25 protein-coding genes are annotated in these 23,462 nt (G+C 52.1%); 14 read left to right on the top strand and 11 right to left on the bottom strand.

Annotated elements, in window-relative coordinates:
- Positions 1–306: 306 nt before the first annotated feature.
- Both DCX48_15575 and DCX48_15570 read right to left on the bottom strand, forming a co-directional pair.
- Positions 307–1,344 carry a M48 family metallopeptidase gene (locus DCX48_15575; protein ID QXE15822.1) on the bottom strand — a complete coding sequence of 346 codons (1,038 nt, stop codon included), beginning with the start codon at positions 1,342–1,344 and terminating at the stop codon, positions 307–309.
- A gap of 16 nt (positions 1,345–1,360) precedes the next feature.
- Entirely contained in the window at positions 1,361–2,542 is a 1,182-nt protein-coding gene (locus tag DCX48_15570; protein QXE15821.1) for a DUF898 domain-containing protein, read from the bottom strand.
- Between the two features lie 409 nt (positions 2,543–2,951).
- On the opposite strand from DCX48_15570, the gene DCX48_15565 reads away from it, so the two are divergent.
- Positions 2,952–3,455 carry a GNAT family N-acetyltransferase gene (locus tag DCX48_15565; protein QXE15820.1) on the top strand — a complete coding sequence of 168 codons (504 nt, stop codon included), beginning with the start codon at positions 2,952–2,954 and terminating at the stop codon, positions 3,453–3,455.
- A gap of 192 nt (positions 3,456–3,647) precedes the next feature.
- Here the strand turns inward: DCX48_15565 and rraB are convergent, their stop codons facing one another.
- A complete protein-coding gene (gene rraB, locus DCX48_15560) occupies positions 3,648–4,073 on the bottom strand; it encodes a ribonuclease E inhibitor RraB (protein QXE15819.1) in 426 nt (141 codons plus the stop codon).
- A gap of 161 nt (positions 4,074–4,234) precedes the next feature.
- On the opposite strand from rraB, the gene argF reads away from it, so the two are divergent.
- Positions 4,235–5,242 (top strand): ornithine carbamoyltransferase, encoded by a 1,008-nt coding sequence (gene argF / locus DCX48_15555; GenBank protein ID QXE15818.1) that lies wholly within the window; start codon positions 4,235–4,237, stop codon positions 5,240–5,242.
- 46 nt (positions 5,243–5,288) lie between these two features.
- On the opposite strand, the gene DCX48_15550 is transcribed toward argF, so the two are convergent.
- Positions 5,289–5,756: a YhcH/YjgK/YiaL family protein gene (locus DCX48_15550; GenBank protein QXE15817.1), complete on the bottom strand. Its 468-nt coding sequence runs from the start codon at positions 5,754–5,756 to the stop codon at positions 5,289–5,291.
- A gap of 448 nt (positions 5,757–6,204) precedes the next feature.
- Between DCX48_15550 and pyrB the strand changes: the two genes are divergently transcribed.
- The 9 genes from pyrB to DCX48_15505 all read left to right on the top strand — a co-directional run bounded on the left by pyrB (position 6,205) and on the right by DCX48_15505 (position 15,356).
- Positions 6,205–7,140, top strand: coding sequence for an aspartate carbamoyltransferase (gene pyrB / locus DCX48_15545; GenBank protein QXE15816.1), 936 nt, complete (start codon positions 6,205–6,207; stop codon positions 7,138–7,140).
- Between the two features lie 15 nt (positions 7,141–7,155).
- Positions 7,156–7,620: an aspartate carbamoyltransferase regulatory subunit gene (locus DCX48_15540; GenBank protein ID QXE15815.1), complete on the top strand. Its 465-nt coding sequence runs from the start codon at positions 7,156–7,158 to the stop codon at positions 7,618–7,620.
- A gap of 98 nt (positions 7,621–7,718) precedes the next feature.
- Positions 7,719–8,105 (top strand): 2-iminobutanoate/2-iminopropanoate deaminase, encoded by a 387-nt coding sequence (locus DCX48_15535; protein QXE15814.1) that lies wholly within the window; start codon positions 7,719–7,721, stop codon positions 8,103–8,105.
- Between the two features lie 221 nt (positions 8,106–8,326).
- Positions 8,327–9,766, top strand: a complete 1,440-nt coding sequence (locus DCX48_15530; protein ID QXE15813.1) for a circularly permuted type 2 ATP-grasp protein — start codon at positions 8,327–8,329, stop codon at positions 9,764–9,766.
- On the top strand, positions 9,760–10,689 hold the full coding sequence (locus tag DCX48_15525; protein QXE15812.1) for an alpha-E domain-containing protein: 930 nt from the start codon (positions 9,760–9,762) through the stop codon (positions 10,687–10,689). The genes DCX48_15530 and DCX48_15525 overlap by 7 nt, the downstream gene beginning before the upstream one ends.
- Positions 10,686–11,507: a transglutaminase family protein gene (locus DCX48_15520; GenBank protein QXE15811.1), complete on the top strand. Its 822-nt coding sequence runs from the start codon at positions 10,686–10,688 to the stop codon at positions 11,505–11,507. The genes DCX48_15525 and DCX48_15520 overlap by 4 nt, the downstream gene beginning before the upstream one ends.
- A gap of 23 nt (positions 11,508–11,530) precedes the next feature.
- Positions 11,531–12,268 (top strand): peptidase, encoded by a 738-nt coding sequence (locus DCX48_15515; protein ID QXE15810.1) that lies wholly within the window; start codon positions 11,531–11,533, stop codon positions 12,266–12,268.
- A 403-nt stretch (positions 12,269–12,671) separates the two neighbouring features.
- The gene (gene nrdD, locus DCX48_15510; GenBank protein ID QXE15809.1) at positions 12,672–14,810 is read left to right on the top strand and encodes an anaerobic ribonucleoside-triphosphate reductase; all 2,139 of its coding nucleotides are present in this window, start codon (positions 12,672–12,674) and stop codon (positions 14,808–14,810) included.
- 81 nt (positions 14,811–14,891) lie between these two features.
- Positions 14,892–15,356 carry an anaerobic ribonucleoside-triphosphate reductase-activating protein gene (locus tag DCX48_15505; protein QXE15808.1) on the top strand — a complete coding sequence of 155 codons (465 nt, stop codon included), beginning with the start codon at positions 14,892–14,894 and terminating at the stop codon, positions 15,354–15,356.
- Positions 15,357–15,367: 11 nt separating this feature from the next.
- Here the strand turns inward: DCX48_15505 and DCX48_15500 are convergent, their stop codons facing one another.
- The 3 genes from DCX48_15500 to DCX48_15490 are packed head-to-tail and all read right to left on the bottom strand — an operon-like array spanning position 15,368 to position 17,001.
- Positions 15,368–16,021: a hypothetical protein gene (locus DCX48_15500; protein ID QXE15807.1), complete on the bottom strand. Its 654-nt coding sequence runs from the start codon at positions 16,019–16,021 to the stop codon at positions 15,368–15,370.
- A 29-nt stretch (positions 16,022–16,050) separates the two neighbouring features.
- Positions 16,051–16,545: a hypothetical protein gene (locus DCX48_15495; protein ID QXE15806.1), complete on the bottom strand. Its 495-nt coding sequence runs from the start codon at positions 16,543–16,545 to the stop codon at positions 16,051–16,053.
- Between the two features lie 9 nt (positions 16,546–16,554).
- Positions 16,555–17,001, bottom strand: a complete 447-nt coding sequence (locus DCX48_15490) for a transcriptional regulator (protein QXE15805.1) — start codon at positions 16,999–17,001, stop codon at positions 16,555–16,557.
- 153 nt (positions 17,002–17,154) lie between these two features.
- On the opposite strand from DCX48_15490, the gene DCX48_15485 reads away from it, so the two are divergent.
- Together DCX48_15485 and DCX48_15480 are read left to right on the top strand one after the other, a co-directional pair.
- Positions 17,155–18,435: an MFS transporter gene (locus DCX48_15485; protein ID QXE15804.1), complete on the top strand. Its 1,281-nt coding sequence runs from the start codon at positions 17,155–17,157 to the stop codon at positions 18,433–18,435.
- 33 nt (positions 18,436–18,468) lie between these two features.
- Entirely contained in the window at positions 18,469–19,821 is a 1,353-nt protein-coding gene (locus DCX48_15480) for an aspartate aminotransferase family protein (GenBank protein QXE15803.1), read from the top strand.
- 90 nt (positions 19,822–19,911) lie between these two features.
- On the opposite strand, the gene DCX48_15475 is transcribed toward DCX48_15480, so the two are convergent.
- From DCX48_15475 to DCX48_15460, 4 genes are all read right to left on the bottom strand, one after another.
- Positions 19,912–20,370, bottom strand: a complete 459-nt coding sequence (locus DCX48_15475) for a hypothetical protein (protein QXE15802.1) — start codon at positions 20,368–20,370, stop codon at positions 19,912–19,914.
- Between the two features lie 202 nt (positions 20,371–20,572).
- Positions 20,573–20,989, bottom strand: a complete 417-nt coding sequence (locus DCX48_15470; protein ID QXE15801.1) for a helix-turn-helix domain-containing protein — start codon at positions 20,987–20,989, stop codon at positions 20,573–20,575.
- On the bottom strand, positions 20,986–21,297 hold the full coding sequence (locus DCX48_15465; GenBank protein ID QXE15800.1) for a cytoplasmic protein: 312 nt from the start codon (positions 21,295–21,297) through the stop codon (positions 20,986–20,988). Before DCX48_15465 ends, DCX48_15470 begins: the two co-directional genes overlap by 4 nt.
- A 159-nt stretch (positions 21,298–21,456) precedes the next feature.
- Positions 21,457–22,008, bottom strand: a complete 552-nt coding sequence (locus tag DCX48_15460; protein ID QXE15799.1) for a polymer-forming cytoskeletal protein — start codon at positions 22,006–22,008, stop codon at positions 21,457–21,459.
- A 471-nt stretch (positions 22,009–22,479) separates the two neighbouring features.
- Between DCX48_15460 and DCX48_15455 the strand changes: the two genes are divergently transcribed.
- A complete protein-coding gene (locus DCX48_15455) occupies positions 22,480–23,415 on the top strand; it encodes an aminoimidazole riboside kinase (protein ID QXE15798.1) in 936 nt (311 codons plus the stop codon).
- Positions 23,416–23,462 lie beyond the last annotated feature (47 nt).

The following is a 23,462-nucleotide window of genomic DNA, read 5'->3' as shown; positions in this document are numbered from 1 at the left end:
TATTAGGAAAAATCCCAATAAACATAAGCGGACTAATAATAAAAAGAGATTATTCTCTGATTTTTTTATTTATCGCGAGAGATTCTACAAGAAGTTTTTAATAGGATGATATTTAACGCATTCCCGTTAATCGTCTGACTACGCTACTCATCCTTTCCGCCTCAAATTAACGTTCGTAAAATAAGCAAAAAACGAGGTTTTTTCGTTCATATACCTAACAAGAAAGCCGATAGTGCGCCGCTATATTCGCGCACTATCGACATCAGACAGGGGGTTAATTCGGGGTTGAGAATCAAGAGTTGGGGATTAGTGCTTATTCATCTCTCTTTCAATCGTTTCCAGACGCTCATCCATATCTGGGTGCGTACTCAGCCAGTCAGGTAAATCCAGCGAATCAATTTCATCCTGACTGCGGTCTTTAGCGATCAAGGCCTGATACATTGCCTGCATTGACTGAAGTGAACGTCCCTGCTGCTGCATTTCTGCTATTGCCCATGTGTCCGCTTCCCTCTCCATATCACGGGAAAACTGCATCTCGTTGATGAAGGCGGCAGACTGCAACACGGTATCTCCGATTCCACTGACATCTCCCGTCATCCACATGAACGTCAGCGACACCAGCGATGAACGCACCACCATGCGCATTGGGTGGCGATAGGCGTGGTGCCCCATTTCATGCAGCATCACCGCAGCCAACTCATTATCACTTTTTGCCAGGGTCACCAGATCGTCGCTGATAATCAAGGTGCCATCTGCCAGCATAAAGGCATTCGGCCCGATAGGCGCCGACATGATCTCCAGACGCAGCGGTGTTTTATCTTCCCGCATGTCAGCAGGCATAACCTGTTGAAACAGAGTTTGCATCTCTTGCTGGCGTTCAATAGGCAGCTTGGAAGGCTTAAAATCACTGTGGCGCAGTAGCTTCAGCGTATTTTGTCCCAGTTGCTGTTCGATAGCGGTGGGAATGCGTAGCGCCAGCGCGGAACTCGCCCAAGGCAGCACCACGTAAACGTAGTTTATGACTATCAAAATCGTGGCGAATAGCGTGAGAATGACGCCGCGCTTATGGCGTTCCAAGCGATGGACAAGCCCCGGTCGACGCCGCGCAGAATACCACACGCGAAAGGTGGGATCGTCGGTAGGCACAAAACGGCCGCCGTCAGGAAATGTTAGCGTCAGAGGAATGGAGCCCAGCGCATCGGAAACCGTGACCTGCTCCAACGCAAATGTCGTGTTCGATGATCCGGTGTTCAGCACCATCGTCGAACCGTTGTCCGTTAAATGAAGAGAAGCGGCCACGCGGGCCGCCAATCCGGGGTATTGATAATGCCCCTCAATATTCATATTCCTGCCTTATAACTTAAAGGCCAACACCCAAATCGAGGGCTTGTACCGCTTCTTCGGCCAGTGCGCTGTTTGCTGTGTCTTGGTGTGCCTGAACGTGCAGCAGTGCCAGATCGCCTTCAACCGCAGTTGCATTCGCGAGATAGCGTGCATGACGAATCTCTGCCACCGGAGCTGCCCAACCCAAAGAGAAAATAGTGATCAGGCTATTGGTTATCAGCAGCCCCATGTAAGACATCGTTTGCATGGAAGAGTGCAGTTTCACCCCACCGTTCAGCGACGTCTGGTTAAACAGATAATTGCGCTGTGCGACGACCAGATAGCTGCTGGAAACCAGCACGCCCAGCAACGTCACAATGATCATCATAATAAAATTAAAGACATTGCTCAGCAGCATCATTAGTACAAGTTCTTCATTTCCACCGCCCATCATCATCGTTTGGAACAACGTGAAAAAGAACGAGCTCATGAATGACAGCGCCGCGATCAGGAAAGGAACAAAAATCAGCAGGCTAATCAGGGAGAACTTAATAAACACCGCTTTCGTCAATTCTGCTTTAAATGCTGTTTTGCCGAAGAATAGGTTATTCACATAGAAATCGAGCTGCATCATTTTCATGATGCCATTTACCGCAGCAAACCCTGGAATAGCAATTGCCAGCGCAATGAACCCAATCAGAATGGGGCTATTGCTCTGCATACCGATCATGACAACAACAACCAGAGCGATATAAAAAGCCAGCAACAGCAGGATAGGGCAAAGCAATAATACCCAATATGCACGGCCCGTCTGGCAATGATAATTAAAACGGATGCCACGGTAGCTGGACATAATGGCGTCATAGCGCCAGTTGCGGATCACCAGAACCGGAATAAGTGCCGCAAATGCCAACGCGAGAATCGTCCCCAGCGTAGGTGACACCATCATTACGATATAAAACAGAATAAGGCTGCCGATAACCAGCAAGCGTCCTTTAAGGATCTGAATAGGCTGCGCGTGGTAATCAAAACGATCACCGTTAATTTCCGTATTACCATAAAAATAACGGCGGCGGCGCACGGTGGCCCAGGCAGAATAAATACCCAGAGTGATGACCGTTAATAACGCATTCACCAGCCAAATTGCAAAATATTCCCCAGCCTTACCGTGAAACTGCACGCGATGCTGCGTGCTATTTTCTGAAGTATTGATTGTCATAACCCTTTCATCCTAAAAGAAATAAGCCTCATATACTCGTAATACTTCAAGCTGCATGTGCGTTGGCTGCGTTCACTCACCCGAATCACTTACCTGAGTAAGCTCATCGGGATTCCCTCTCTTGCCGCCTTCCTGCAACTCGAATTATTTGGAGTATAAAACGTATTATTCGATACGTTATTGGCATACAAAAAGCGGCTCATTTAAGCATGTCCTGTTAATGACAACAATAAAAGTTAACAGCAATTAAACAAATTCATATACTTATGAATTACAAGGAATAGAGAAACCAACACGGAGGCAACATGAAGTATGACGGGTATAGACGTTGCATCAATGTGGTCTGTAATGGTATTACAATCGGCCAAGATCATTACCCTCGTCAACCGTAAGAACAAGAGTACGTATTATGACAACCGCGACCTCCGCCAATCTTCAGGTACGCCCAATCACCGCGCAGGATGATACTGCCATCGCACAAGTCATCCGTCAGGTTTCTGCCGAATTTGGTTTGACGGCCGACAAAGGCTATACCGTCTCCGATCCCAATCTGGATGCGTTGTTTGCTCTGTATAGCCAGCCGAAAAGCGCCTATTGGGTGGTTGAATATGAGGGCCGCATAGTTGGCGGCGGCGGTATTGCGCCACTTGTCGCGGGCGAAGAGGATGTGTGTGAATTACAGAAAATGTATTTCCTACCCGTCGTACGAGGCAAAGGGCTAGCACGTCAGCTGGCGATACAGGCACTTGATTTTGCTCGTCAGCATGGCTTTCGCCGTTGCTATCTAGAAACAACCGGCCACCTAACCAGCGCGATTCGGCTGTATGAGTCTCTGGGCTTCGATCCTATTCCCCATTCGATGGGCAACACGGGCCATACCGATTGTGAAGTGACGATGCTGAAGGTGCTGTAAAAGTAGTATCGATTGTTTCAGGTTCGAGATACCGGGGCGACCACGGTGCGAGGTGTCCCTACGGGAACCTCATCACCGTGTTTCCCCTAAACCCACGCTTAAGCTATCGGCATGACAATCAAGTAAAAAAACCAAAAAAACGCCGCAGAGTATTTCTGCGGCATTCAGTGAGGCTGGGTTCAGGCTCAATGATTAGTGGCGTTTGCCGTCATCATCTTCATCATAAAAATCTTCATCATCGCCCTCTTCTTCGCCTTCACCATCTGGGTCTTCGAAGTAGGTGCCCCAACCGTCGTAATGCACACCGTGGCGTTCTGCCAGCGCCAGCAGCTGTTCTACCTGTGCGTCGATCAGTTCCGCCTTCAGCGCCACTTCACTGATAGCATCGCAGCACATCAGCAACACGCCCTCTTCCACTTCCAGTTCTTCTGCATCCGTCATTTCATAGCCCAGCTTGAAGGCTTCTACAGCGACTTTTTCCAACACTTCAAACTTCTCAGCGGAGAAATGGTGTTCAATGGTATAGAGCGCGTCAGGATCGCTGCCATCATCCAGCAGTTCTTCGATGATCAGGCGTGTCTCTTCCCGTTGCTCTTCCAGTAATTCGCGGTTTGCCATGCCTCAGTCCTCATTAATCGACGTAATATTACTTATTGTCCCACAGCCCTGCGGCTTGCTCCACCACAAAGTTTGATATCACCACTTGAATTTGAATAATTACACATATAAAGTGAATTTTAATTCAATCAATGCTATTGGGTCACATGGAGAAGTACATCATGCAACCGTTCTATAAGCGTCACTTTTTAAGGTTAATGGATTTTACGCCCGCAGAAATTGCCCATCTTTTAGCCCTGTCAACGAAACTGAAGGCTGATAAAAAAAACGGGATTGAAACCCGCCGCCTGCAAGGTAAGAACATCGCACTCATCTTCGAAAAAGATTCGACTCGTACTCGCTGCTCTTTCGAAGTTGCTGCATACGATCAGGGCGCGCAAGTGACCTATCTCGGCCCGAGCGGCAGCCAAATCGGTCATAAAGAATCCATCAAGGATACCGCACGCGTACTGGGAAGAATGTACGACGGCATTCAGTATCGCGGCTACGGCCAGCAAATTGTCGAGACGCTGGCGCAATATGCGGGCGTTCCAGTTTGGAATGGGCTGACAAATGAATTCCATCCCACGCAGTTGCTGGCAGATTTGCTGACAATGCAGGAGCATTTACCGGGTAAAGCGCTGTCAGATATGACGCTCGTCTACGTCGGCGATGCGCGCAACAATATGGGTAACACCATGCTGGAAGCGGCGGCGCTGACCGAGCTGGATTTACGTCTTGTTGCGCCAAAAGCCTGCTGGCCGGATGCCGGTCTGGTGGCTGAGTGTCAGGCGGCGGCAAAACAAACTGGCGGCAGCATCACGCTGACGGAAGATATCGCCGCAGGCGTTGCGGGTGCGGATTTCATCTATACCGACGTCTGGGTTTCTATGGGAGAACCTAAAGAGACCTGGAAAGAGCGTATCGCACTGCTGAAACCGTATCAGGTGAACACGGCGATGATCGCTGCAACGGGCAATCCGCAGGTGAAGTTTCTGCACTGCCTGCCTGCCTTCCATGATGACCAGACAACAATGGGTCAGCAAATGGCGGAACAGTATGGCCTGCACGGTGGAATGGAAGTCACTGACGAAGTCTTTGAATCCGCGCACAGTATTGTGTTCGATCAGGCGGAAAACCGCATGCACACCATCAAAGCGGTGATGGTCGCCACGCTGGCGCAGGATTAAGGGTTGCTTCCCTCCCCTGCGTGGGGAGGGATACTTTTCCGCTGGTTTACACCACCAGCGACGCGTCGATTTTCACCACGGCTTTGCGCACGTGCGCGGGTTCACCCACGGCACACAGCGGTTTGTGGACTTCTCCTGGGAAGAAGACGACAAAATCCCCTTCCTGCATCACAAACAGTTTTTCCTGTTCGCCTGCAGGCAGAAAAGCAATATCTTTATCCGCCAACCAATCAGTATCTGGCTTGCCCGCAGGCAGGTTGCTGAACGTCATCCCTTCCACACCGGACAACACAATCTGAATGTCCAGATACTTGGCGTGATATTCGGCACGACGTTTTTCCAGCAGGTCCGTGCTGTCGTTGGAGATCAGCACAAACACGCTATTGCCCTCGATATCATGCTTACCCAACGGCGTGTCTGCCGTGATGTTTTGCTTCACGTATTCAATCGCTTCACGCAGTTTGGCTGGAAGATAAGGAACCAAGTCAAGGTGGTGGACATTGCCAGTAATCATAAAAACCTCGTTGATATAAAAAATGAAACCCTGTTTTACAATCCTTATACTCTCCAAATGTGGCACCCGCCAGCGCGTTAATCCGAAACAGTGAACTGCTCATCACTCTTCTTAACCGCACTTCTCCCGTCTACGACTGTCATGCATAGTGCATTCGCTAAGCAACCGATTGCGATGCGTAAAAAACCACGTTTTCTGCTTGAAATAGCCTAATCGGCGCGTATAATTCCCGACAGTTTGCCGGGAGGGGTCATGCACCGTTACACCAAAAAATCCGCTGCTTATGTTGGTTCTCAACCACAACTGCCATCTGGCAGCCAGACAGCGTTTTCCTTTCCGTCGCTCAATCGATCAATTAAGAAAGCCCCTCAATGAGGGGCTTTTTTTTGCCCACCGTTCGGGCAGCCAGATACGACATTTCCTGTTTACTCGTTAGGAGAAAGACAACATGGTCAATCCGCTCTATCAAAAACATATCATTTCGATTAACGATCTCAGCCGGGAAGATTTGGAACTGGCGCTGAATGTCGCTGCCAGTCTGAAAGCCAAGCCCCAGCCTGAGCTGTTAAAACATAAAGTGATTGCCAGCTGCTTCTTCGAAGCCTCCACACGGACGCGTTTATCCTTTGAAACCGCGATGCATCGCTTAGGAGCATCCGTCGTCGGTTTCGCCGACAGCAACAACACCTCGCTGGGGAAAAAGGGCGAAACGCTGGCCGACACAATCTCCGTCATCAGCCAATATGTTGATGCCATCGTGATGCGTCATCCACAGGAAGGCGCGTCCCGCCTTGCTACCGAGTTTTCCGGCGGTATTCCCGTGCTGAACGCGGGTGATGGTGCGAACCAGCACCCGACGCAAACGCTGCTCGATCTGTTCACCATTCAGGAAACGCAAGGCCGACTGAACAACATCAACATCGCGATGGTCGGTGATTTGAAATATGGCCGTACCGTGCATTCACTCACGCAGGCGCTGGCGAAGTTCGAAGGCAACCGCTTCTACTTCATCGCTCCAGACGCGTTGGCCATGCCGGACTACATTCTGAGCATGCTGAAAGAGAAGAACATTGCTTACAGCCTGCACAACAGCATCGACGAAGTCGTGGGTGAGCTGGATATTCTGTACATGACGCGCGTCCAGAAAGAGCGTCTGGATCCGTCCGAATACATCAACATCAAATCCCAGTTTGTCCTGCGTGCTGCCGACTTGGACAACGCCCGCCCGAATTTGAAAGTGCTGCACCCGCTGCCGCGCGTCGATGAGATCACCATTGATGTGGATACCACGCCCTATGCCTATTATTTCCAACAGGCGGGCAACGGTATTTACGCCCGTCAGGCACTGCTGGCGCTGGTCCTGAATCGCGAACTGGTTCTGTAAGAGGAAGAAACCATCATGACACACGATAATAAATTACAGGTTGAAGCGATCAAACGTGGCACGGTGATCGACCACATTCCCGCACAGGTGGGTTTTAAGCTGCTGACGCTGTTTAAACTGACCGCAACTGACCAGCGCATCACCATCGGCCTGAATTTGCCATCCAACCACCTTGGGCGCAAAGATCTGATCAAGATCGAGAACATATTTCTGACCGAGCAGCAGGCGAATCAGTTGGCAATCTATGCGCCGCAGGCTACCGTCAATCAGATCGATGGGTATGACGTGGTGCGCAAGCTGGTGCCGACGCTGCCTGATCACATTACCGGTGTGCTCATCTGCCCGAACAGTAACTGCATCAGTCGCAGCGAACCGGTTTCGTCGTCATTCAGCGTTAAGCAGCGCGATGGTGACGTTCACCTGAAATGTAAGTACTGTGAGAAAGAATTTGAGCGTCAGGCTGTGCTGCAAGATAGCTAGTTTTCTGCTTTGCCCCGTAATGGACATTGCCTGTCACGGGGCTTTTTTGAATAATGGCTGCGTCTGCGTTCCTTTTACGCCCCCATCAAGGAGATACCATGTCACGCACTATCAGCACTGAGCACGCCCCTGCCGCTATCGGCCCTTATGTTCAGGGCGTCGATCTTGGCAGCATGATCATCACTTCCGGCCAGATTCCGGTAAACCCGAAAAGCGGCCTGGTCGCTGACAACATCACCGCCCAGACACGCCAGTCACTGGAAAACGTTCAGGCCATTGTCGAAGCCGCTGGCCTGAAAGTTTCCGATATCGTGAAAACCACCGTATTCGTGAAAGACCTGCATGACTTCACCCTTGTGAATACCGCGTATGAAGCGTTCTTCAACGAACACGGCGCACCATTCCCGGCTCGCTCTTGCGTTGAAGTCGCACGCTTGCCGAAAGACGTGAAGATCGAAATCGAAGCGATTGCCGTTCGCCGCTAAGCACCATCATTGATCGTCCCCTTATCAAGACGCACCATTATGGTTGCGTCTTGCTGATTTCCAGCGCCTTTATTCTCCCCCCTCAGTGCAAACTCGCCTTGCTACGCACCAATTAGAGGAAAAAACCGGGCACCATCCTGACTACATCACGCTTTTTCCAAAATGGCGCATTTTATGCATTGTCCTATTATCGCTATTAAGCGTGATGCCTGGGGATGACAATGATAAAAATGAAACTTCCATCTGCGCCTTATTACGACGAGATGCTCTCGTCGCAAGGCAAACAACGTCAACACTACAATTCCTATTGGCAATGGCTCCAGCAAACCGACCAGCAGGCCATTAAGCAGAAGAAGGAGCAGGCGGAACTGCTGTTTCACCGCGTGGGTATTACGTTTAACGTTTATGGCGAGGAAGGGGGCACCGAGCGCTTAATACCTTTCGATAGCGTGCCGCGCATTATTCCTGCCCACGAATGGCAGTTGCTCGATCGCGGCATCCGTCAGCGGGTACAGGCTCTAAACGCGTTTCTCTACGATATTTACCATCAGCAACACATACTCAAGGCCGGTATTATCCCCAGCGAACAGGTGCTGGCGAATGAGCAATATCAACCCTGTATGCAGGGTGTGAACCTGCACAACAACATTTACGCCCACATCACCGGGATCGATATGGTGCGTAACAGCGACGGTCATTATTACGTGCTGGAAGACAACCTGCGCACTCCATCGGGCGTCTCCTACATGCTGGAAAACCGCAAAATGATGATGCGGCTCTACCCGGATTTATTTGCCAGCCAGCACATCGCCCCTGTTGAACGCTATCCCAGCTATCTGCTACAGACCCTGCGCGAAAGCACGCAGGTTGATGACCCTACCGTGGTCGTGATGACACCGGGCCGTTTCAACAGCGCCTACTTTGAACACAGCTTTCTGGCACAGCAAATGGGCGTCGAACTGGTAGAAAGTGCGGACTTGTTCGTGAAAGAAGGGGCGGTATATATGCGCACCACGGAAGGCCCGTGTCAGGTAGATGTAATTTATCGCCGCGTGGACGATGCCTTCCTCGATCCGCTAGCGTTTCGTGCGGATTCGATGCTCGGCGTGCCCGGCCTGTTGTCCGTGTATCGTGCGGGCGGCGTCGTACTGGCGAATGCTGTCGGCACCGGTGTCGCCGACGATAAATCGATCTATCCCTATGTACCGGAGATGATCCGTTTCTACCTATCTGAAGAACCGATTCTTCACAACATTCCCACCTGGCAGTGTCGCAACCCCAAAGATCTGCGCTATGTGCTCGACCATCTGGATAGCATGGTGGTGAAGGAAGTTCACGGTGCAGGTGGTTACGGTATGCTGGTCGGCCCGCGGGCGACACGTCAGGAAATCGAGATGTTCCGCCAGCGTTTACTCGCGCACCCGCACAACTATATCGGTCAGGAAACATTAGCGCTCTCCACCTGCCCAACGTTTATCGACGATGGTTTGGCTCCCCGACATATCGATCTGCGCCCGTTTGCCCTGTCCGGTGAGGAAATCCGACTGGTTCCCGGCGGCCTTACGCGCGTCGCACTCACGGAAGGTTCTCTGGTCGTCAACTCCTCACAGGGCGGCGGCACCAAAGACACCTGGGTCATGGAGGAGGACGAATCATGCTAAGCCGTACTGCCAGTGAACTGTATTGGATGGCTCGCTATCTGGAGCGGGCAGAGAGCCTCGCCCGCGTACTGGATGTCACCTACAAACTCTCGATGATGCCGCGCCACAGCCAGCAGCAGCACGATCTGGCGTTGCCGCTGAATCTGACGATGACTCATGAATTATTTCAGCAACGCTACGCCCACTTTTCCATGAACAACCTGCTGAATTTCTTCGCGCTAGACAGCGAGAACCCAAGCAGCATCTACAACTGTATCGAAATGGCATGGAACAATGCACACGCCGTGCGCGGCAGCCTTTCCTCCGAGGTCTGGGAATGTATTAACACCACCCGCATCGACATTCGTAATCTGCGACATCAGGGTGTAGATAACATCGGTATTAATGAATTTTTTGACTGGGTAAAAGAGCGCTCTCATCTGTTTCGTGGCGCGATGTTCGGCACCCTGCTGCGCAATGATGCCCAGTGCTTTATCCGCATAGGCACGCTGATTGAGCGCGCTTGTGCGACTGCACAGTTGTTGAATGTTAAACACCAACAACTCCATAACGACCCCGATCCCGTACGCGAATATTATCGTCTGGATACCCTGCTGCGTGCCGTGAGCGCGCGCGAGGCCTACCACAGCATCTATCGCCAGCCAATCAGCCCGGAAACCGTCACTGAGCTGCTGGTCTTACGCGAGGACGTACCACGCTCGCTGCACGCCTGCGTCGGCGATCTGGTACTTCAATTGGAAGCCATCGGTAGCCAACGTGCCAAAGTGCCGCATCGGCTCGCCCACCTGCTACACGTCGAGCTACGCTTCAGTACGCTGGACGATGTTCTGGCTCAGGATTTACCCACCTACCTCAATAATTTCATAATAAAAATCAATGAACTGGCAGACAGCATCCGTCATACCTATCTGGAGGCGCTATGAAACTCACCATCAACCACCTCACTCACTACCGCTATGATGAAGAAGTGAAGTTCAGCACCCAGTACCTGCGCCTGACGCCGCAAAACTCCGCGCATCAGAAAATACATGAATGGAAACTGACGCTGCCCGCCTCAGCGGTTCAAACCACCGATGCATATGGTAATGTCTTGCATGTACTGACGCTCGACCATCCACATCATGACATTACGATTCATGCAGAAGGCGTCGTCGATATCATCGACAGCGACGAAGGAGATAATCCGGGCGTACAGGACGGCCTATCGCCGCTGGTTTTTTTACGCATGACGCCGCTGACCGAAGCCGACAACGATATTCGGGCGTTTGCGCAACGTTATTATCGCCCGGATGCCGTGGAAGAGAGCCTGAATACGCTGATGGCGGAGTTACAACTGAAAATGCCGTATACTCCCGGTGCAACGCAGGTGCAGGATACTGCCGCCGCCGCGTTTGCCATGCAGAAAGGCGTTTGTCAGGATCACACGCATGTGTTTCTAGCTTGCTGCCGTAGTCTGAGTATTCCAGCACGCTATGTCAGCGGCTATGTGTACAGTCAGGACACCCAACATGTCGCCATGCACGCCTGGGCGGAAGTGTGGCTAAACGGGTACTGGCGGGGGTTCGATATAACCAACAGCACCCGCCAGCTCCATCAGCATCTGTGGCTGGCCGTGGGGATGGATTATATGGATGCCTGCCCGGTACGCGGTACGCGGCTGGGAGGCGGATGCGAAGAGATGTTTTCAGAAGCTGAAGTCCGCTTGTTTGAACGACAACAGCAGGTACAGCAGCAACAGTAAAATTTTTAACGAAAAGGTACTTTATGACGTACTGTGTCGCCATGTGTCTGTCTGACGGCCTGGTTTTTGCTTCCGATTCCCGCACTAATGCGGGCGTCGATCACATTGCAACGTTCAAAAAACTCTATGTTTTTCAGCATGGTGATGAACGCGTGTTAGTGATCCAATGCGCAGGAAACCTGGCGACAACGCAAAGCATCATCAGCCTGCTCAGCGCCCGCATTGATGCGCAGCATACGCCCAATCTCATGCAGGTCAGCTCCATGTATGACGCCGCGATGCTCCTCGGGGAAACCGTGCGGGAAGTGATTCACCGCGATAGCAGCGCGCAGCAGAGCGGCAGTAATACCAATTTCGGTTGTAACCTACTGATAGGTGGACAGATTAGCGGTGAAACACATCGGCTGTTTCATATTTACCCTGAGGGCAACTTCATTGAGGCCACGCCGGATACGCCCTATTTCCAGATCGGCGAGAGTAAGTACGGCAAACCGATCATCGATCGCGTGTTGACGATGGATACACCACTGGAGCAAGCCATATGCTGTGCGCTGATTTCTATCGACTCGACCCTGCGCAGCAACCTGTCGGTTGGTCTGCCGCTGGATGTGATGATTTACCGCACCGGCAGTTTTGACAGCGGTGAACAGCAACGCGTTACTGAAAACAACGCCTATTTCACCACGATCCGTAAAGCCTGGTCGGAGGGGCTACTGAACACCTTCCGTCAGCTTCCCCCCTTCCCTGATAGCCAACAGTAACGCGTACACCTTTATCGGCATTCTGTAGTCACCGTCACGCTTTACTACGAATGCCGAAAAACGCCACCTAGCATTTCAGATACTTCTGTACTTTTACTCTCACTGCCCATAAAAAATTTCCGATAAGCCGCCAGACCACGCACCGCAAGCCTTCACAGACCTTACGCCCAATCTGATTAAATTTTGTTCAAGTTCGATTTATCTACTAGGGAGGAATTTCTTTGCTCTACATCAATTTTGCAGCGATAAAAGTGCAAACACCCCTACGCAATTTCAATATATAGTGCCTATCCTGTAAACATTACCTACATATAGTGTTTATCCACAAAGTCATCCACAGCCCTCTGTAACCCTTGCCAGTTACGGTTCTCGCCTGTGGATAACCTTTCCAGAGGAAGAAAACGTGAAACCAGTAGTGATTAAACGGGACGGTTGCCAGGTGCCTTTTGATGAAGTTCGTATCAAAGAGGCGGTCGAACGCGCGGCACATGCAGCCGGTGTCAATGATGCAGACTACTGTGCAACGGTGGCCTGTGCGGTCGCTCAACAAATGCAGGATAAATCGCGCGTAGATATCCGCGATATTCAAGACGCGGTCGAAAACCTGCTGATGTCCGGCAATTATAAGAAGCTGGCGCGTACCTACATCGAATATCGTCATGATCGAGACATTGCGCGTGAGCGTCACGGTCGCCTGAATCAGGAAATTCGCGGTCTGGTCGAGCAGAGCAATATGGCGCTGCTGAACGAGAACGCCAACAAAGACAGTAAAGTGATTCCCACCCAGCGTGATCTGCTGGCTGGTATTGTCGCCAAGCATTACGCCAAGCAGTACATTCTGCCGCGTGATGTGGTACTGGCACACGAACGCGGTGAAATTCACTATCACGACCTCGACTACTCGCCGTTTTTCCCGATGTTCAACTGCATGCTGATCGACCTGAACGGTATGCTGACCAACGGCTTCAAAATGGGCAATGCGGAAATTGAGCAACCAAAATCAATCTCAACCGCTACCGCCGTCACCGCGCAGATTATTGCGCAGGTCGCCAGCCATATTTACGGCGGCACCACGATTAACCGCATTGATGAAATTCTGGCCCCGTTTGTCACCGCCAGCCACGCGAAACATAAAGCCGTAGCGGAAGAGTGGCAGATTCCAGATGCAGAAAACTATGCCCTGACTCGCACCGAAAAAGAGTGCTACGACGCCTTTCAGTCACTGGAATACGAAGTCAACACGCTGCACACCGCTAACGGCCAGACGCCGTTCGTCACCTTTGGCTTCGGGCTTGGCACCTGCTGGGAATCGCGTCTGATTCAGGAATCCATCCTGCGCAATCGCATTGCCGGGCTGGGTAAAAACCATAAAACGGCGGTATTCCCTAAACTGGTCTTCGCCATCCGCGACGGTCTGAACCACAAAGCGGGCGATGCGAATTATGATATCAAGCAGCTCGCATTAGAGTGCGCCAGCAAGCGTATGTACCCCGATATCCTGAACTACGATCAGGTCGTCAAGGTCACCGGTTCGTTCAAAACGCCAATGGGCTGCCGCAGTTTCCTCGGTGTTTATGAAGAAGACGGCCAGCAGATTCACGATGGTCGCAATAATCTGGGCGTCATCAGCCTGAACCTGCCGCGCATTGCGCTGGAAGCCGAAGGCAATGAAGATCGCTTCTGGACGCTGCTCGATCAACGCCTGACGTTATCGAAGAAAGCGCTGATGACGCGTATTGCGCGGCTGGAAAACGTGAAAGCCCGCGTCGCGCCGATCCTGTATATGGAAGGTGCCTGCGGCGTACGCTTAAATGCAGACGACAACATCGCGGACATCTTCAAGAACGGACGCGCCTCGATTTCTCTGGGCTATATCGGCCTGCATGAAACCATCAATGCACTCTTCGGCAGCCAAACGCATGTGTTTGACGACGAGACGCTACGAGCCAAAGCCGTGGCTATCATCGCCCGTCTGAAAGCCGCGACCGAACAGTGGAAAGACGAAACAGGTTACGGCTTCAGCCTTTACAGCACACCGAGTGAAAACCTGTGTGACCGTTTCTGTCGTCTGGATACCGCCGAATTTGGCGTCGTGCAGGGCGTGACGGACAAAGGCTATTACACCAACAGTTTCCACCTTGATGTAGAGAAGAAGGTCAATCCTTACCAGAAAATCGACTTCGAGCTGCCCTATCCGCCTCTAGCTAACGGTGGGTTTATTTGCTACGGCGAATACCCGAACCTGCAACACAACCTCAAAGCGCTGGAAGACGTGTGGGATTATAGCTACACCCGCGTGCCTTACTACGGCACCAACACGCCGATCGACGAATGCTATGAGTGCGGCTTCACGGGTGAATTCGAGTGCACCAGCAAAGGCTTCACCTGTCCGAAATGTGGTAATCATGATTCGGCACGCGTTTCCGTAACGCGTCGCGTGTGCGGCTACCTCGGCAGCCCGGACGCCCGCCCGTTCAACGCCGGTAAGCAGGAAGAGGTTAAACGCCGGATTAAGCATTTGGGCAACGGTCAACTGGGCTGATCCCTTCTGGGTCGCAGCAATGCGGCCCACCTTTCGCGGCATCGTTAACACACGCCCGCTTCATAACATGGGCTCTACCGTATGAATTACCACCAATATTATCCCGTCGATGTGGTCAACGGCCCCGGCACACGTTGCTCGCTGTTTGTCGCTGGCTGCGTGCATGAGTGCGTTGGGTGCTACAACAAAAGTACCTGGAGACTGAACTCCGGTCAGCCGTTTACGCAGGAACAGGAAGATCGGATCATCGCCGATCTTCAGGATAAGCTCATTCCCCGACAGGGAATTTCGCTGTCTGGCGGCGATCCGCTTCACCCACAGAATGTGCCTGACATCCTGCGGCTAGTAGAACGTATACGTGCGGAATGCCCCGGCAAAGATATCTGGGTTTGGACAGGCTACGTGCTGGCGGACATCACGCGGGAACAACAGCGGGTGGTCGATCTCATCAACGTATTAGTCGATGGAAAATTTGTGCAAGATCTGAAAGATCCCGCACTGATTTGGCGCGGCAGCAGCAACCAGGTTGTCCACCGCCTGCGTTGATCGATAAGAAGCTACTGAAGCGGTTGCCACTGACCCAGCGAACGTAATTGATCGGATTCCAGTACCGTAACCCGCGCTTTTGGCTCCGGCGAGAACGCCTGATTCAACAACGCCTGCGCCACCGTTTTCCCCTCAATCGCCCGCCACTTCGCTGGGAACATGCGGAACAGCGGCGCGGCAAGGCTCTCCAGTGTGCGACTGTCTTCTCTTTCTCCCAGCAGCATCGACGGCTGTGCCAATGTCAGATGCTGCCAACCTTGCTGACGCAGCGATTTTTCCGTTTCCCCCTTCACTCGCGAGTAGAAGAAAGGCGATGTTGCATTCGCGCTCAGTGAACTGACCACCAAAAGGTGCGTCGCGCCCAACGCTAGCGCCATTTTTGCCCCTTCCACTACCAACGTGTAATCCACATAGCGGAAAGCCTGCTTACTGCCTGCTGTCTTGAGCGTCGACCCCAGGCAACAAAATGCAATATCAACAGGATCGGTCAATTGCGCCAGCTCAGCAGACAGATCGGGATCGTGCGGATTGACCACTTTCTCCGAATGCACCAACGGCTTACGGGTCGGCGCATAAATCGTCTCTACCCGGTTATTGGCTTTCAGAAGTTCTAACAACTCGTGTCCCACTAACCCCGTTGCACCTAATAACAGTACCCGGCTCATCGGCTTTCCCCCTTGCTCTGCGTCTTTTGTTATCCCATATTTTCATGCTGGTATTGTTCTTTCTGATCTGTTTGTTCGTCACGCTGCCAGTAGCGTTTCTTACCAAAGCCCAACGTATTGTCCGTCATTTTGACTTCGGTCAGATCGAGCCGCCAGATCGGTGCTTGCGATGCACGAGCAATCGGAAAACGCGTGTTGTATTGCGCTCTGGCCTGCTGTGCGTCCTCCCCTTCTAACTGCACCGCCTGCGCCCGAAACTGCACGCCTTTAATCAACATTACGCTCTTCGGCTGGCCGCTGACCGTACCAGCCACCTGCGGCAACCTTGCCATGATTTCACCGTGGCGCGTCTGCAACTCCGTCATTAGATAGAAGGCTATCTGTTTATCGTCGTAAGTATAGAAGCAACTCGCACACCATAATTCCGAATTTTCACCCACGCATAACGTCAGTACGTGCAACTTCTTCAGATAGCGGGAGATTGCCTCAAGATCTCGGCCTGTTTCTCTCGATTCTTTCTGCATCACGACACCTCAATCTACTTTCTGAACGAACGTATCCTTCCCAGTCAACCGTTGCCTTTCCGCAGAATGCGGCAACATGGCTTGCAGAGGCTGGCCAGTGTGTTTATCCAATAGCAGGGAGTGAGGTTCCCCCTTAGCGAATAGCTGCTGTTCGCCCCACTGGCGTAGCGCTACAACGAGCGGAAATAGCTGCTCACCTTTTGGTGTCAGAACATATTCCTGATAAGCCGAGCTTTCGGAAACGGGCTGAACGGAAAAAATGCCCTCGTCAACTAGGGTGCGCAGACGGTCGGTAAGAATATTTTTGGCAACACCCAAACTGCGCTGAAAATCGCTGAAACGGCGGCGATTGTCGAATGCATCGCGAATAATCAGCAATGTCCAGCGATCGCCAACCACATCCAGCGCGCGAGCGACAGGGCATACATCCTCTTTCAGACTTTTGCGCTTCACCATGAATATTTTCTCCCCTTTTCCCTGTTCATCCTACCTGCCTTATCCACAAGCTGAAAAACTGACCGCACTTTTTTGGTTGCAGAGTAAAACCAGATCATTCATGCTTCAACTGGTTTTGTTTTGAAACCGAATAAAATAGTGAAAGCCGATATTATGAAAAATAGTCCTATTCATACCACGTCATCCGTCACTGAATATGATCTTTACAGCACTCTTTACAGCACTACACCGCCTGCGCAAACGACATTACCGCGCGCGTTAGTGTTGCTGTTTGCCTGTGCCAGCGCCCTCAGCGTCGCCAATGTTTATTACGCACAGCCGCTGCTGGATGCATTATCGATAGATTTTCACATCAGTATCGCCGCCGTTGGCGGCGTGATGACAGCAACACAGCTTGGCTGTGCGCTGGCGTTAATTCTACTAGTGCCGCTGGGTGACATCCTCAATCGACGCTATTTGATGCTGGCCCAGTTGAGCGCGCTAATCGTGGCACTAATTGCCGTTGGGCTAGCCACCACATCCCTGTATTTATTGATCAGTATGCTGGCCGTAGGCATGTTCGGCACGGCAATGACTCAGGGTTTGATTGCTTATGCCGCGACGGCTGCCGCACCGCAGGAGCGTGGACGCGTCGTGGGAGCCGCGCAGGGCGGCGTGGTGATTGGACTTTTGCTGGCTCGCGTACTGTCCGGTTTCATCGCCGATATGGCAGGCTGGCGCAGCGTATACTTTTTTTCCGCACTGCTGATGCTCCTGCTTGCCGTACTTTTATGGCGCTTACTGCCGCATCAGCCGCCTTCTCGACAGCGCCCGCATTATTCCGCGCTGTTGCTTTCTATGCTGACCCTGCTGCGTAAAGAGCGGGTATTGCAAATACGCGGCGTCATCGCTTTACTGATGTTTGCTGCCCTGAGCATTTTCTGGAGCGCGCTGGTTCTGCCGCTGAGTCGCGAGCCCTATTTCTTTTCTCATACGGTTATCGGTGCATTTGGTCTGGTGGGTATTCTCGGCGCACTGGCAGCAGTGAAAGCGGGCTCGTTAGCTGATAAAGGCCGCGAACAGTGGGTCAGCGGTATCGCCCTGTTATTGCTGCTGGCATCGTGGTTGCCGCTGTGGCTAGCACCCTATTCTCTCTTCGCATTAGTGGTCGGCATCATCGTTCTCGATCTGGGCGGACAGGCTATTCACGTTACCAACCAAAGTATGATTTTCAAGACGCATCCTGATGCGCACAGCCGTCTGGTCGGCTGTTATATGCTGTTTTATAGCATCGGCAGCGGGCTTGGCGCGATGGCAACGACAGTGGCGTATGACGCTTCGGGCTGGTCAGGCGTGTGCCTCCTTGGCGCAGTCGTCAGCCTGCTAGCATTACTCTTCTGGAAAATGACGCTGCACGTTTCAGCACCGTCACCGACAGCATTCACGCCATCGTGATAACAGGAAATGATTATTGATGAAGGAGAAACCATGAGCGAACTGACATTACTGGCCGATGCCGATGAGCGTGGTCGGCGTTATTTGGCAGGGAATGCACAGCGTCGGGTTTTCCCCGATGCCGATGCCCTCTCGGCGCTGGCGCGTTTTAATGAAGCGCTGCCGCAACAAGGCTTCTCGCCTGAAGACACCCTGACGCTATTAGATGAGGTCGGCTCACCGGCCACCACCGCCTCCAATGGCCCGAACTATTTCGGTTTTGTTATTGGCGCCGCATTACCGATTGCTGCCGCCTCCGAGCGATTAATGATCGCATGGGATCAGTGTGCGTCCACCTTTGATAATTCGCCGGTATCCGCCACGCTGGAACGCCTCGCCAGCCGCTGGGTGCTTGATATCCTGAAGTTACCGAAAGAAAGTGCCGTCGGTTTCGGCACCAGCGCCACGGCTTGTACCCTTTCTTGTCTGGTCGCCGCACGCCGCGCGATGTTGGCAAAACAGGGCTGGGATTTTGATAACGATGGGCTGATCGGCGCCCCTGAAATTAAGGTCGTGATTTCAGCGCTGACTCACATCACCGTGAAGAAAGCACTGCGCGTGCTCGGCTTTGGGCTACGCCATATCATCGTCGCGCCTGTTAATGCGTTTGGGCAGATCGATGTGACACAGCTACCTCCGTTAGACGATCGCACGATTCTTTGTTTGCAGGCTGGTGAGGTAAACACGGGCGAATTCGATGACTTTGCACAGATCATCCCAATAGCTAAAGCGGCAGGCGCTTGGGTTCACGTTGATGGAGCGTTCGGGCTCTGGGCCAGAGCCTCGTCTCACGCGGCACTCACCGAAAGTATCGAGCTGGCTGACAGTTGGACAACGGACGCGCATAAATGGCTGAACACTCCCTACGACTGTGCGATGGCAATTTGCCGCAATGCGGACGCGTTAGCCGAAGCGATGAACGCAGATGCGGTTTACTCAAGCGCGGCACGCGATGCCCAAAAGAATCTAACGCTCGAATTTTCCCGTCGCCCGCGAGGGATTCCCGTGTGGGCGGTGCTGCGTACGTTGGGGCGTGACGGCGTGGCTGAGATGATCGAACGGCACTGCCGACAGGCAACGTTGATCGCCGACGGCCTACGTCATGCGGGTTTTGAGGTATTAAATCGGGTGGTGCTCAATCAGGTTCTGCTGCGTGGGGAAACCGACAGCCAAACGACGGCAATACGGGAAGCGTTACAGGCTTCGGGCAAGGCGTGGTTTGGCGGCACAGTCTGGCAAGGGCGTCCGGCATTACGAATTAGCGTCTCATCCTGGCGTACACAGGACGACAACGTGCAGGCGCTGATCGCGCTGCTGACGGAGATCAAAGCTAAAACCCCACGCTGAACGAGCTATAAAACGACTATCCCCCACGTTTGCGGGGGGCGGGGGGCGGGGGGAAAGGATGACGTCATCAGGCCATCGCGTACCGATGTGCTAGACGTAAACGCTAATGCTGGAGACTTGCCCCTGAAAACGATTCAGCGCCTCTGCCGCACGTTGCAGGCTTTCGGTATTTTGCACTTCACTACGGGATGATGCACCTGCAGCACCTTGCTGGATGGTGTCGAAAACATTAATCGGCTGGAACACATTAGAAGGCGGCACACTGCCGACATTCGCGCGCGGCGACGAGATAAAACCCAGCAGTGCGGAGCCTTCTTCGCGCCCCAGTTGCCCGCTGCTAACCAGACTACCGACCGTTTCATACAGTTCGGCAGGGCTAATGCGGGTGAAATCATACCGCGTCGTCTGACCAGCAGGAACGGCACCGCTGCTCGCCTGATAAGACTGAAGCTGTTCGGACAGCGCAACTTTCTCCGCATGCTCTGTGGAACGCTTCGCCATCACCTGCTGGCTGGCAAAGACGGATGACTCTGCGGCTTCAACTTTCATATCACCTCCTTACGGGTAACGTATGGAAGACAAAAAATTATTGGCATAGCGCCTCACCAGTACGGTGAGCACAAAAATAGCGTTCTTTAATACTGACACGTAATCCACCATCGCGCCAACCAGAAGCGAGATACCCCACGCGGGAAAGCTTTACAGTGCGGTGAATCATGCTGCTCTTAGCAAAAGTCGCTTAACCATCGTGTTAATCAACAAAAGCACTCACGGGAATATTGAATCGCTTAGCGAGAGCTCTCATATGAGCAAGTGTTAACGTACGCTCACCGTTTAGAATACGGGATACCAGAGACTTTTTACCGATCTCAGCTTCAAAATCACTCTGCATTAGCTGGTGCTGATCCATGAGGACACGTAGCAAAGCGATACCGGCAGGGAGTGCTTTAATACGTTCGTTGAAGGCTGCAAACTCCGGCGCCTCATTTTCGTATTTATCAATTTTGGCAGTCAGCATATCGATTAGCGAACTATCAGGCTCACTCTCGATCAGATATTCAGTGAGTTTCAGTGCATCCTCATAATCCTTACGAGAGGTGCTGCCCCCGAGGAACGGTACGATACTCGTCAGATCGTTAGCTGCCTTGATGGCATCTGCATACATCATTCTTTATTCCTCCGGTAATACTCTGTCAGCCTGTCGTACTCTGCATGGGATGTTATGTGCTTGATGAAGATTTTCCCTCGCTCAAAATCAGCAAAAAACATCACTCGAAGATGCCCACCACCGATATCAATAACCCACCACTTTTCTCGATATTTCATCCTATCTAAGCTGGGAAAGCGTTTTTTCATATCCTCCGGCGTTGCATACATTTCGCGTTTTATAACCCGATATAGGTCAGCGAGTGCTACCGCCTGATTCGGAAACTGGTTGGTTGCAGCATCAAAAGGTGCGCGCGAAATCACATGCATCCTGATTCATTCCCTTTTGTTTCCAAATTGGAAATAATATGCCGTAAACGGAACGAGTTGACAATAAGGAAACTCGTATGATTTACATCCCTGCTATTCGGTTTATCCCCGCTGATGCGGGGAACACGGAGTTGTCATTCAGAGATGAATGAACGAGCTTCACGCCGTCGGCGCACTTTCCGCTAACACCACGACATTCTCTTGCCCTGCGGGCATCTTGCCAGTTTTCTCTTTTTTCTTTTCCACGTAGGTCAGTTTTTCCTGACTCTGCGTCGGTGAGGTCAACGGGTGGGATTGGCCAGTGAAAATGCCACCTTTTTCAATTGAGAGTTCATCGGTGAAGATATCGCCGAACACTTTTCCTTGCGCCAGAATCGCTACGACGCTGGCGACTACGCGCCCTTCCACACGGCCGTTGATGACGATCTGCTGCGATTTCATTTCGCCGTTTACCTGACCGGTATGCTCCACTTTAATCGTGTTATCACACTGCACGTCACCTTCTACCTGACCTTCCACGGTGATGTTGCCATCAACGGACAGAGAGCCCGTCATACGCGCACCCTGAGAAATGAAGGTATCCTTTTTCACGCGCACAGGGTTCACTGAATTAATCAACTCGTTCGATGGGCTGATAGCGGGAGAGCTGTTTATTTCACTGCGCCCTTGCGGCTCTTTTAGGTCTTTCTTATTTTTATCAAATGAAAACATCGTGTTATTCCTTTTAACAGTATAGAAAAATGCAATCACGGCACTTGTGGCCAGCATGGCAGCCACTCCCTGACCGTAATAGTGAAGGGAAAATTCGCTATAAATATCAACAAGCCAGACGACAACCAATAAAGCCCATATCGCCCATATTCCCCAAAGCAGGTTGTAATTACGCACCGGGATAAACCCAGAAAGAGGTGGGGTAACGCATATCCTTCTCCATTCGTCCTTTTTGCAGCTTAATTTCCAGATTAATTCTGGCCACGCCCCATAACTATCGGATGGTAAGCCCTTTTGTTTAGTCCTATGACCGTGGCAACGTGATGACTATCGCATAAATTTTCACCAACACGGTGTGGAAATGTAAGTTTTATTGATGTGGGTGCGTCTCTGCGGTGAAGGGTATTGCTTAGCTAAACCGATTCTTCTATTTTAGCAAATAGTCTGACTATCGTTGATAAGAGTAACTTTATGGCAAACAAAATTTGGGTCATGGGCGACGCCGTTGTCGATCTCATCCCGGAAGATACGGAACGCTATCTGAAATGTCCTGGCGGTGCGCCAGCCAATGTCGCGGTTGGCATTGCCAGACTGGGGGGAAACAGCGCCTTTGTCGGTCGCGTCGGTGACGATGTTTTTGGCCATTTTCTAAAAACGGTGCTGGAAGAAGAAAACGTCGATACCCACTACATGGCGTACGACAGACACCACCGCACATCAACCGTGGTCGTGAGCCTCGATGACGCGGGTGAACGCACCTTCACGTTTATGGTACGCCCGAGTGCCGACCTGTTCCTACAACCGGAAGATCTGCCGGTATTCAACCGGAGAGAATGGCTGCATCTCTGTTCTATCGCACTGTCGCAGGAACCGTCGCGCAGTACCGCGTTTGAGGCAATGCGACAGATTAAAGCCGCGCTGGGGCGCGTTTGCTTCGACCCCAATATCCGTGACGACCTCTGGCAAAGCGAGCAGGAACTGCGCGACTGCCTGACACAAGCGCTGATGCTGGCCGATGTGGTGAAACTGTCGTGTGAAGAGCTGACCTTTCTCTGTCCAACATCTGATGTTGAAGAAGGGATCCAGCAATTCATGCTGCGCTACCCCACTCGGCTATTGCTGGTGACACTGGGCAGCGAAGGTGTCTGGCTGCACGATCGCCACCAGCTACAACACTTTGCTGCCCCCTCGGTGACACCTGTCGATACCACGGGTGCAGGGGATGCCTTCGTTGCCGGTTTGCTGCACGGTCTGGCGGAATATGATGATTTGTCACAGCCGCTGAGCTGGGATCCGATTATCGAGCAGGCGCAACGGTGCGGCGCACTAGCTACTACGGCAAAAGGCGCGATGACGGCGCTTCCCTATGCCCAGCAGTTGTACACACTCCCCTTAGCCAAGGTCTAATCCCCCCCTCGTTTAATACGATTACCGCCCGGTTTTGTAGTCAGGAT

Origin of the sequence: Pectobacterium atrosepticum, assembly GCA_019056595.1 — a bacterium.
Classification (GTDB): Bacteria; Pseudomonadota; Gammaproteobacteria; order Enterobacterales; family Enterobacteriaceae; genus Pectobacterium; species Pectobacterium atrosepticum.
This window is presented reverse-complemented; position numbering and strand designations above follow the sequence as displayed.

What these genes read in the sequence shown, in the direction of transcription:
- rraB (QXE15819.1), bottom strand. Translation starts at nt 4,073, where the DNA reads ATGGCAAACCGCGAATTACTGGAAGAGCAACGGGAAGAGACACGCCTG.
- DCX48_15505 (QXE15808.1), top strand. Translation starts at nt 14,892, where the DNA reads ATGAATTACCACCAATATTATCCCGTCGATGTGGTCAACGGCCCCGGC.
- pyrB (QXE15816.1), top strand. Translation starts at nt 6,205, where the DNA reads ATGGTCAATCCGCTCTATCAAAAACATATCATTTCGATTAACGATCTC.
- DCX48_15575 (QXE15822.1), bottom strand. Translation starts at nt 1,344, where the DNA reads ATGAATATTGAGGGGCATTATCAATACCCCGGATTGGCGGCCCGCGTG.
- DCX48_15465 (QXE15800.1), bottom strand. Translation starts at nt 21,297, where the DNA reads ATGCATGTGATTTCGCGCGCACCTTTTGATGCTGCAACCAACCAGTTT.
- DCX48_15540 (QXE15815.1), top strand. Translation starts at nt 7,156, where the DNA reads ATGACACACGATAATAAATTACAGGTTGAAGCGATCAAACGTGGCACG.
- DCX48_15500 (QXE15807.1), bottom strand. Translation starts at nt 16,021, where the DNA reads ATGAGCCGGGTACTGTTATTAGGTGCAACGGGGTTAGTGGGACACGAG.
- DCX48_15535 (QXE15814.1), top strand. Translation starts at nt 7,719, where the DNA reads ATGTCACGCACTATCAGCACTGAGCACGCCCCTGCCGCTATCGGCCCT.
- DCX48_15475 (QXE15802.1), bottom strand. Translation starts at nt 20,370, where the DNA reads ATGAAAGTTGAAGCCGCAGAGTCATCCGTCTTTGCCAGCCAGCAGGTG.
- DCX48_15460 (QXE15799.1), bottom strand. Translation starts at nt 22,008, where the DNA reads ATGTTTTCATTTGATAAAAATAAGAAAGACCTAAAAGAGCCGCAAGGG.
- DCX48_15570 (QXE15821.1), bottom strand. Translation starts at nt 2,542, where the DNA reads ATGACAATCAATACTTCAGAAAATAGCACGCAGCATCGCGTGCAGTTT.
- DCX48_15525 (QXE15812.1), top strand. Translation starts at nt 9,760, where the DNA reads ATGCTAAGCCGTACTGCCAGTGAACTGTATTGGATGGCTCGCTATCTG.
- argF (QXE15818.1), top strand. Translation starts at nt 4,235, where the DNA reads ATGCAACCGTTCTATAAGCGTCACTTTTTAAGGTTAATGGATTTTACG.
- DCX48_15485 (QXE15804.1), top strand. Translation starts at nt 17,155, where the DNA reads ATGAAAAATAGTCCTATTCATACCACGTCATCCGTCACTGAATATGAT.
- DCX48_15480 (QXE15803.1), top strand. Translation starts at nt 18,469, where the DNA reads ATGAGCGAACTGACATTACTGGCCGATGCCGATGAGCGTGGTCGGCGT.
- DCX48_15455 (QXE15798.1), top strand. Translation starts at nt 22,480, where the DNA reads ATGGCAAACAAAATTTGGGTCATGGGCGACGCCGTTGTCGATCTCATC.
- DCX48_15470 (QXE15801.1), bottom strand. Translation starts at nt 20,989, where the DNA reads ATGATGTATGCAGATGCCATCAAGGCAGCTAACGATCTGACGAGTATC.
- DCX48_15490 (QXE15805.1), bottom strand. Translation starts at nt 17,001, where the DNA reads ATGGTGAAGCGCAAAAGTCTGAAAGAGGATGTATGCCCTGTCGCTCGC.
- DCX48_15520 (QXE15811.1), top strand. Translation starts at nt 10,686, where the DNA reads ATGAAACTCACCATCAACCACCTCACTCACTACCGCTATGATGAAGAA.
- DCX48_15565 (QXE15820.1), top strand. Translation starts at nt 2,952, where the DNA reads ATGACAACCGCGACCTCCGCCAATCTTCAGGTACGCCCAATCACCGCG.
- DCX48_15530 (QXE15813.1), top strand. Translation starts at nt 8,327, where the DNA reads ATGATAAAAATGAAACTTCCATCTGCGCCTTATTACGACGAGATGCTC.
- DCX48_15495 (QXE15806.1), bottom strand. Translation starts at nt 16,545, where the DNA reads ATGCAGAAAGAATCGAGAGAAACAGGCCGAGATCTTGAGGCAATCTCC.
- DCX48_15515 (QXE15810.1), top strand. Translation starts at nt 11,531, where the DNA reads ATGACGTACTGTGTCGCCATGTGTCTGTCTGACGGCCTGGTTTTTGCT.
- DCX48_15550 (QXE15817.1), bottom strand. Translation starts at nt 5,756, where the DNA reads ATGATTACTGGCAATGTCCACCACCTTGACTTGGTTCCTTATCTTCCA.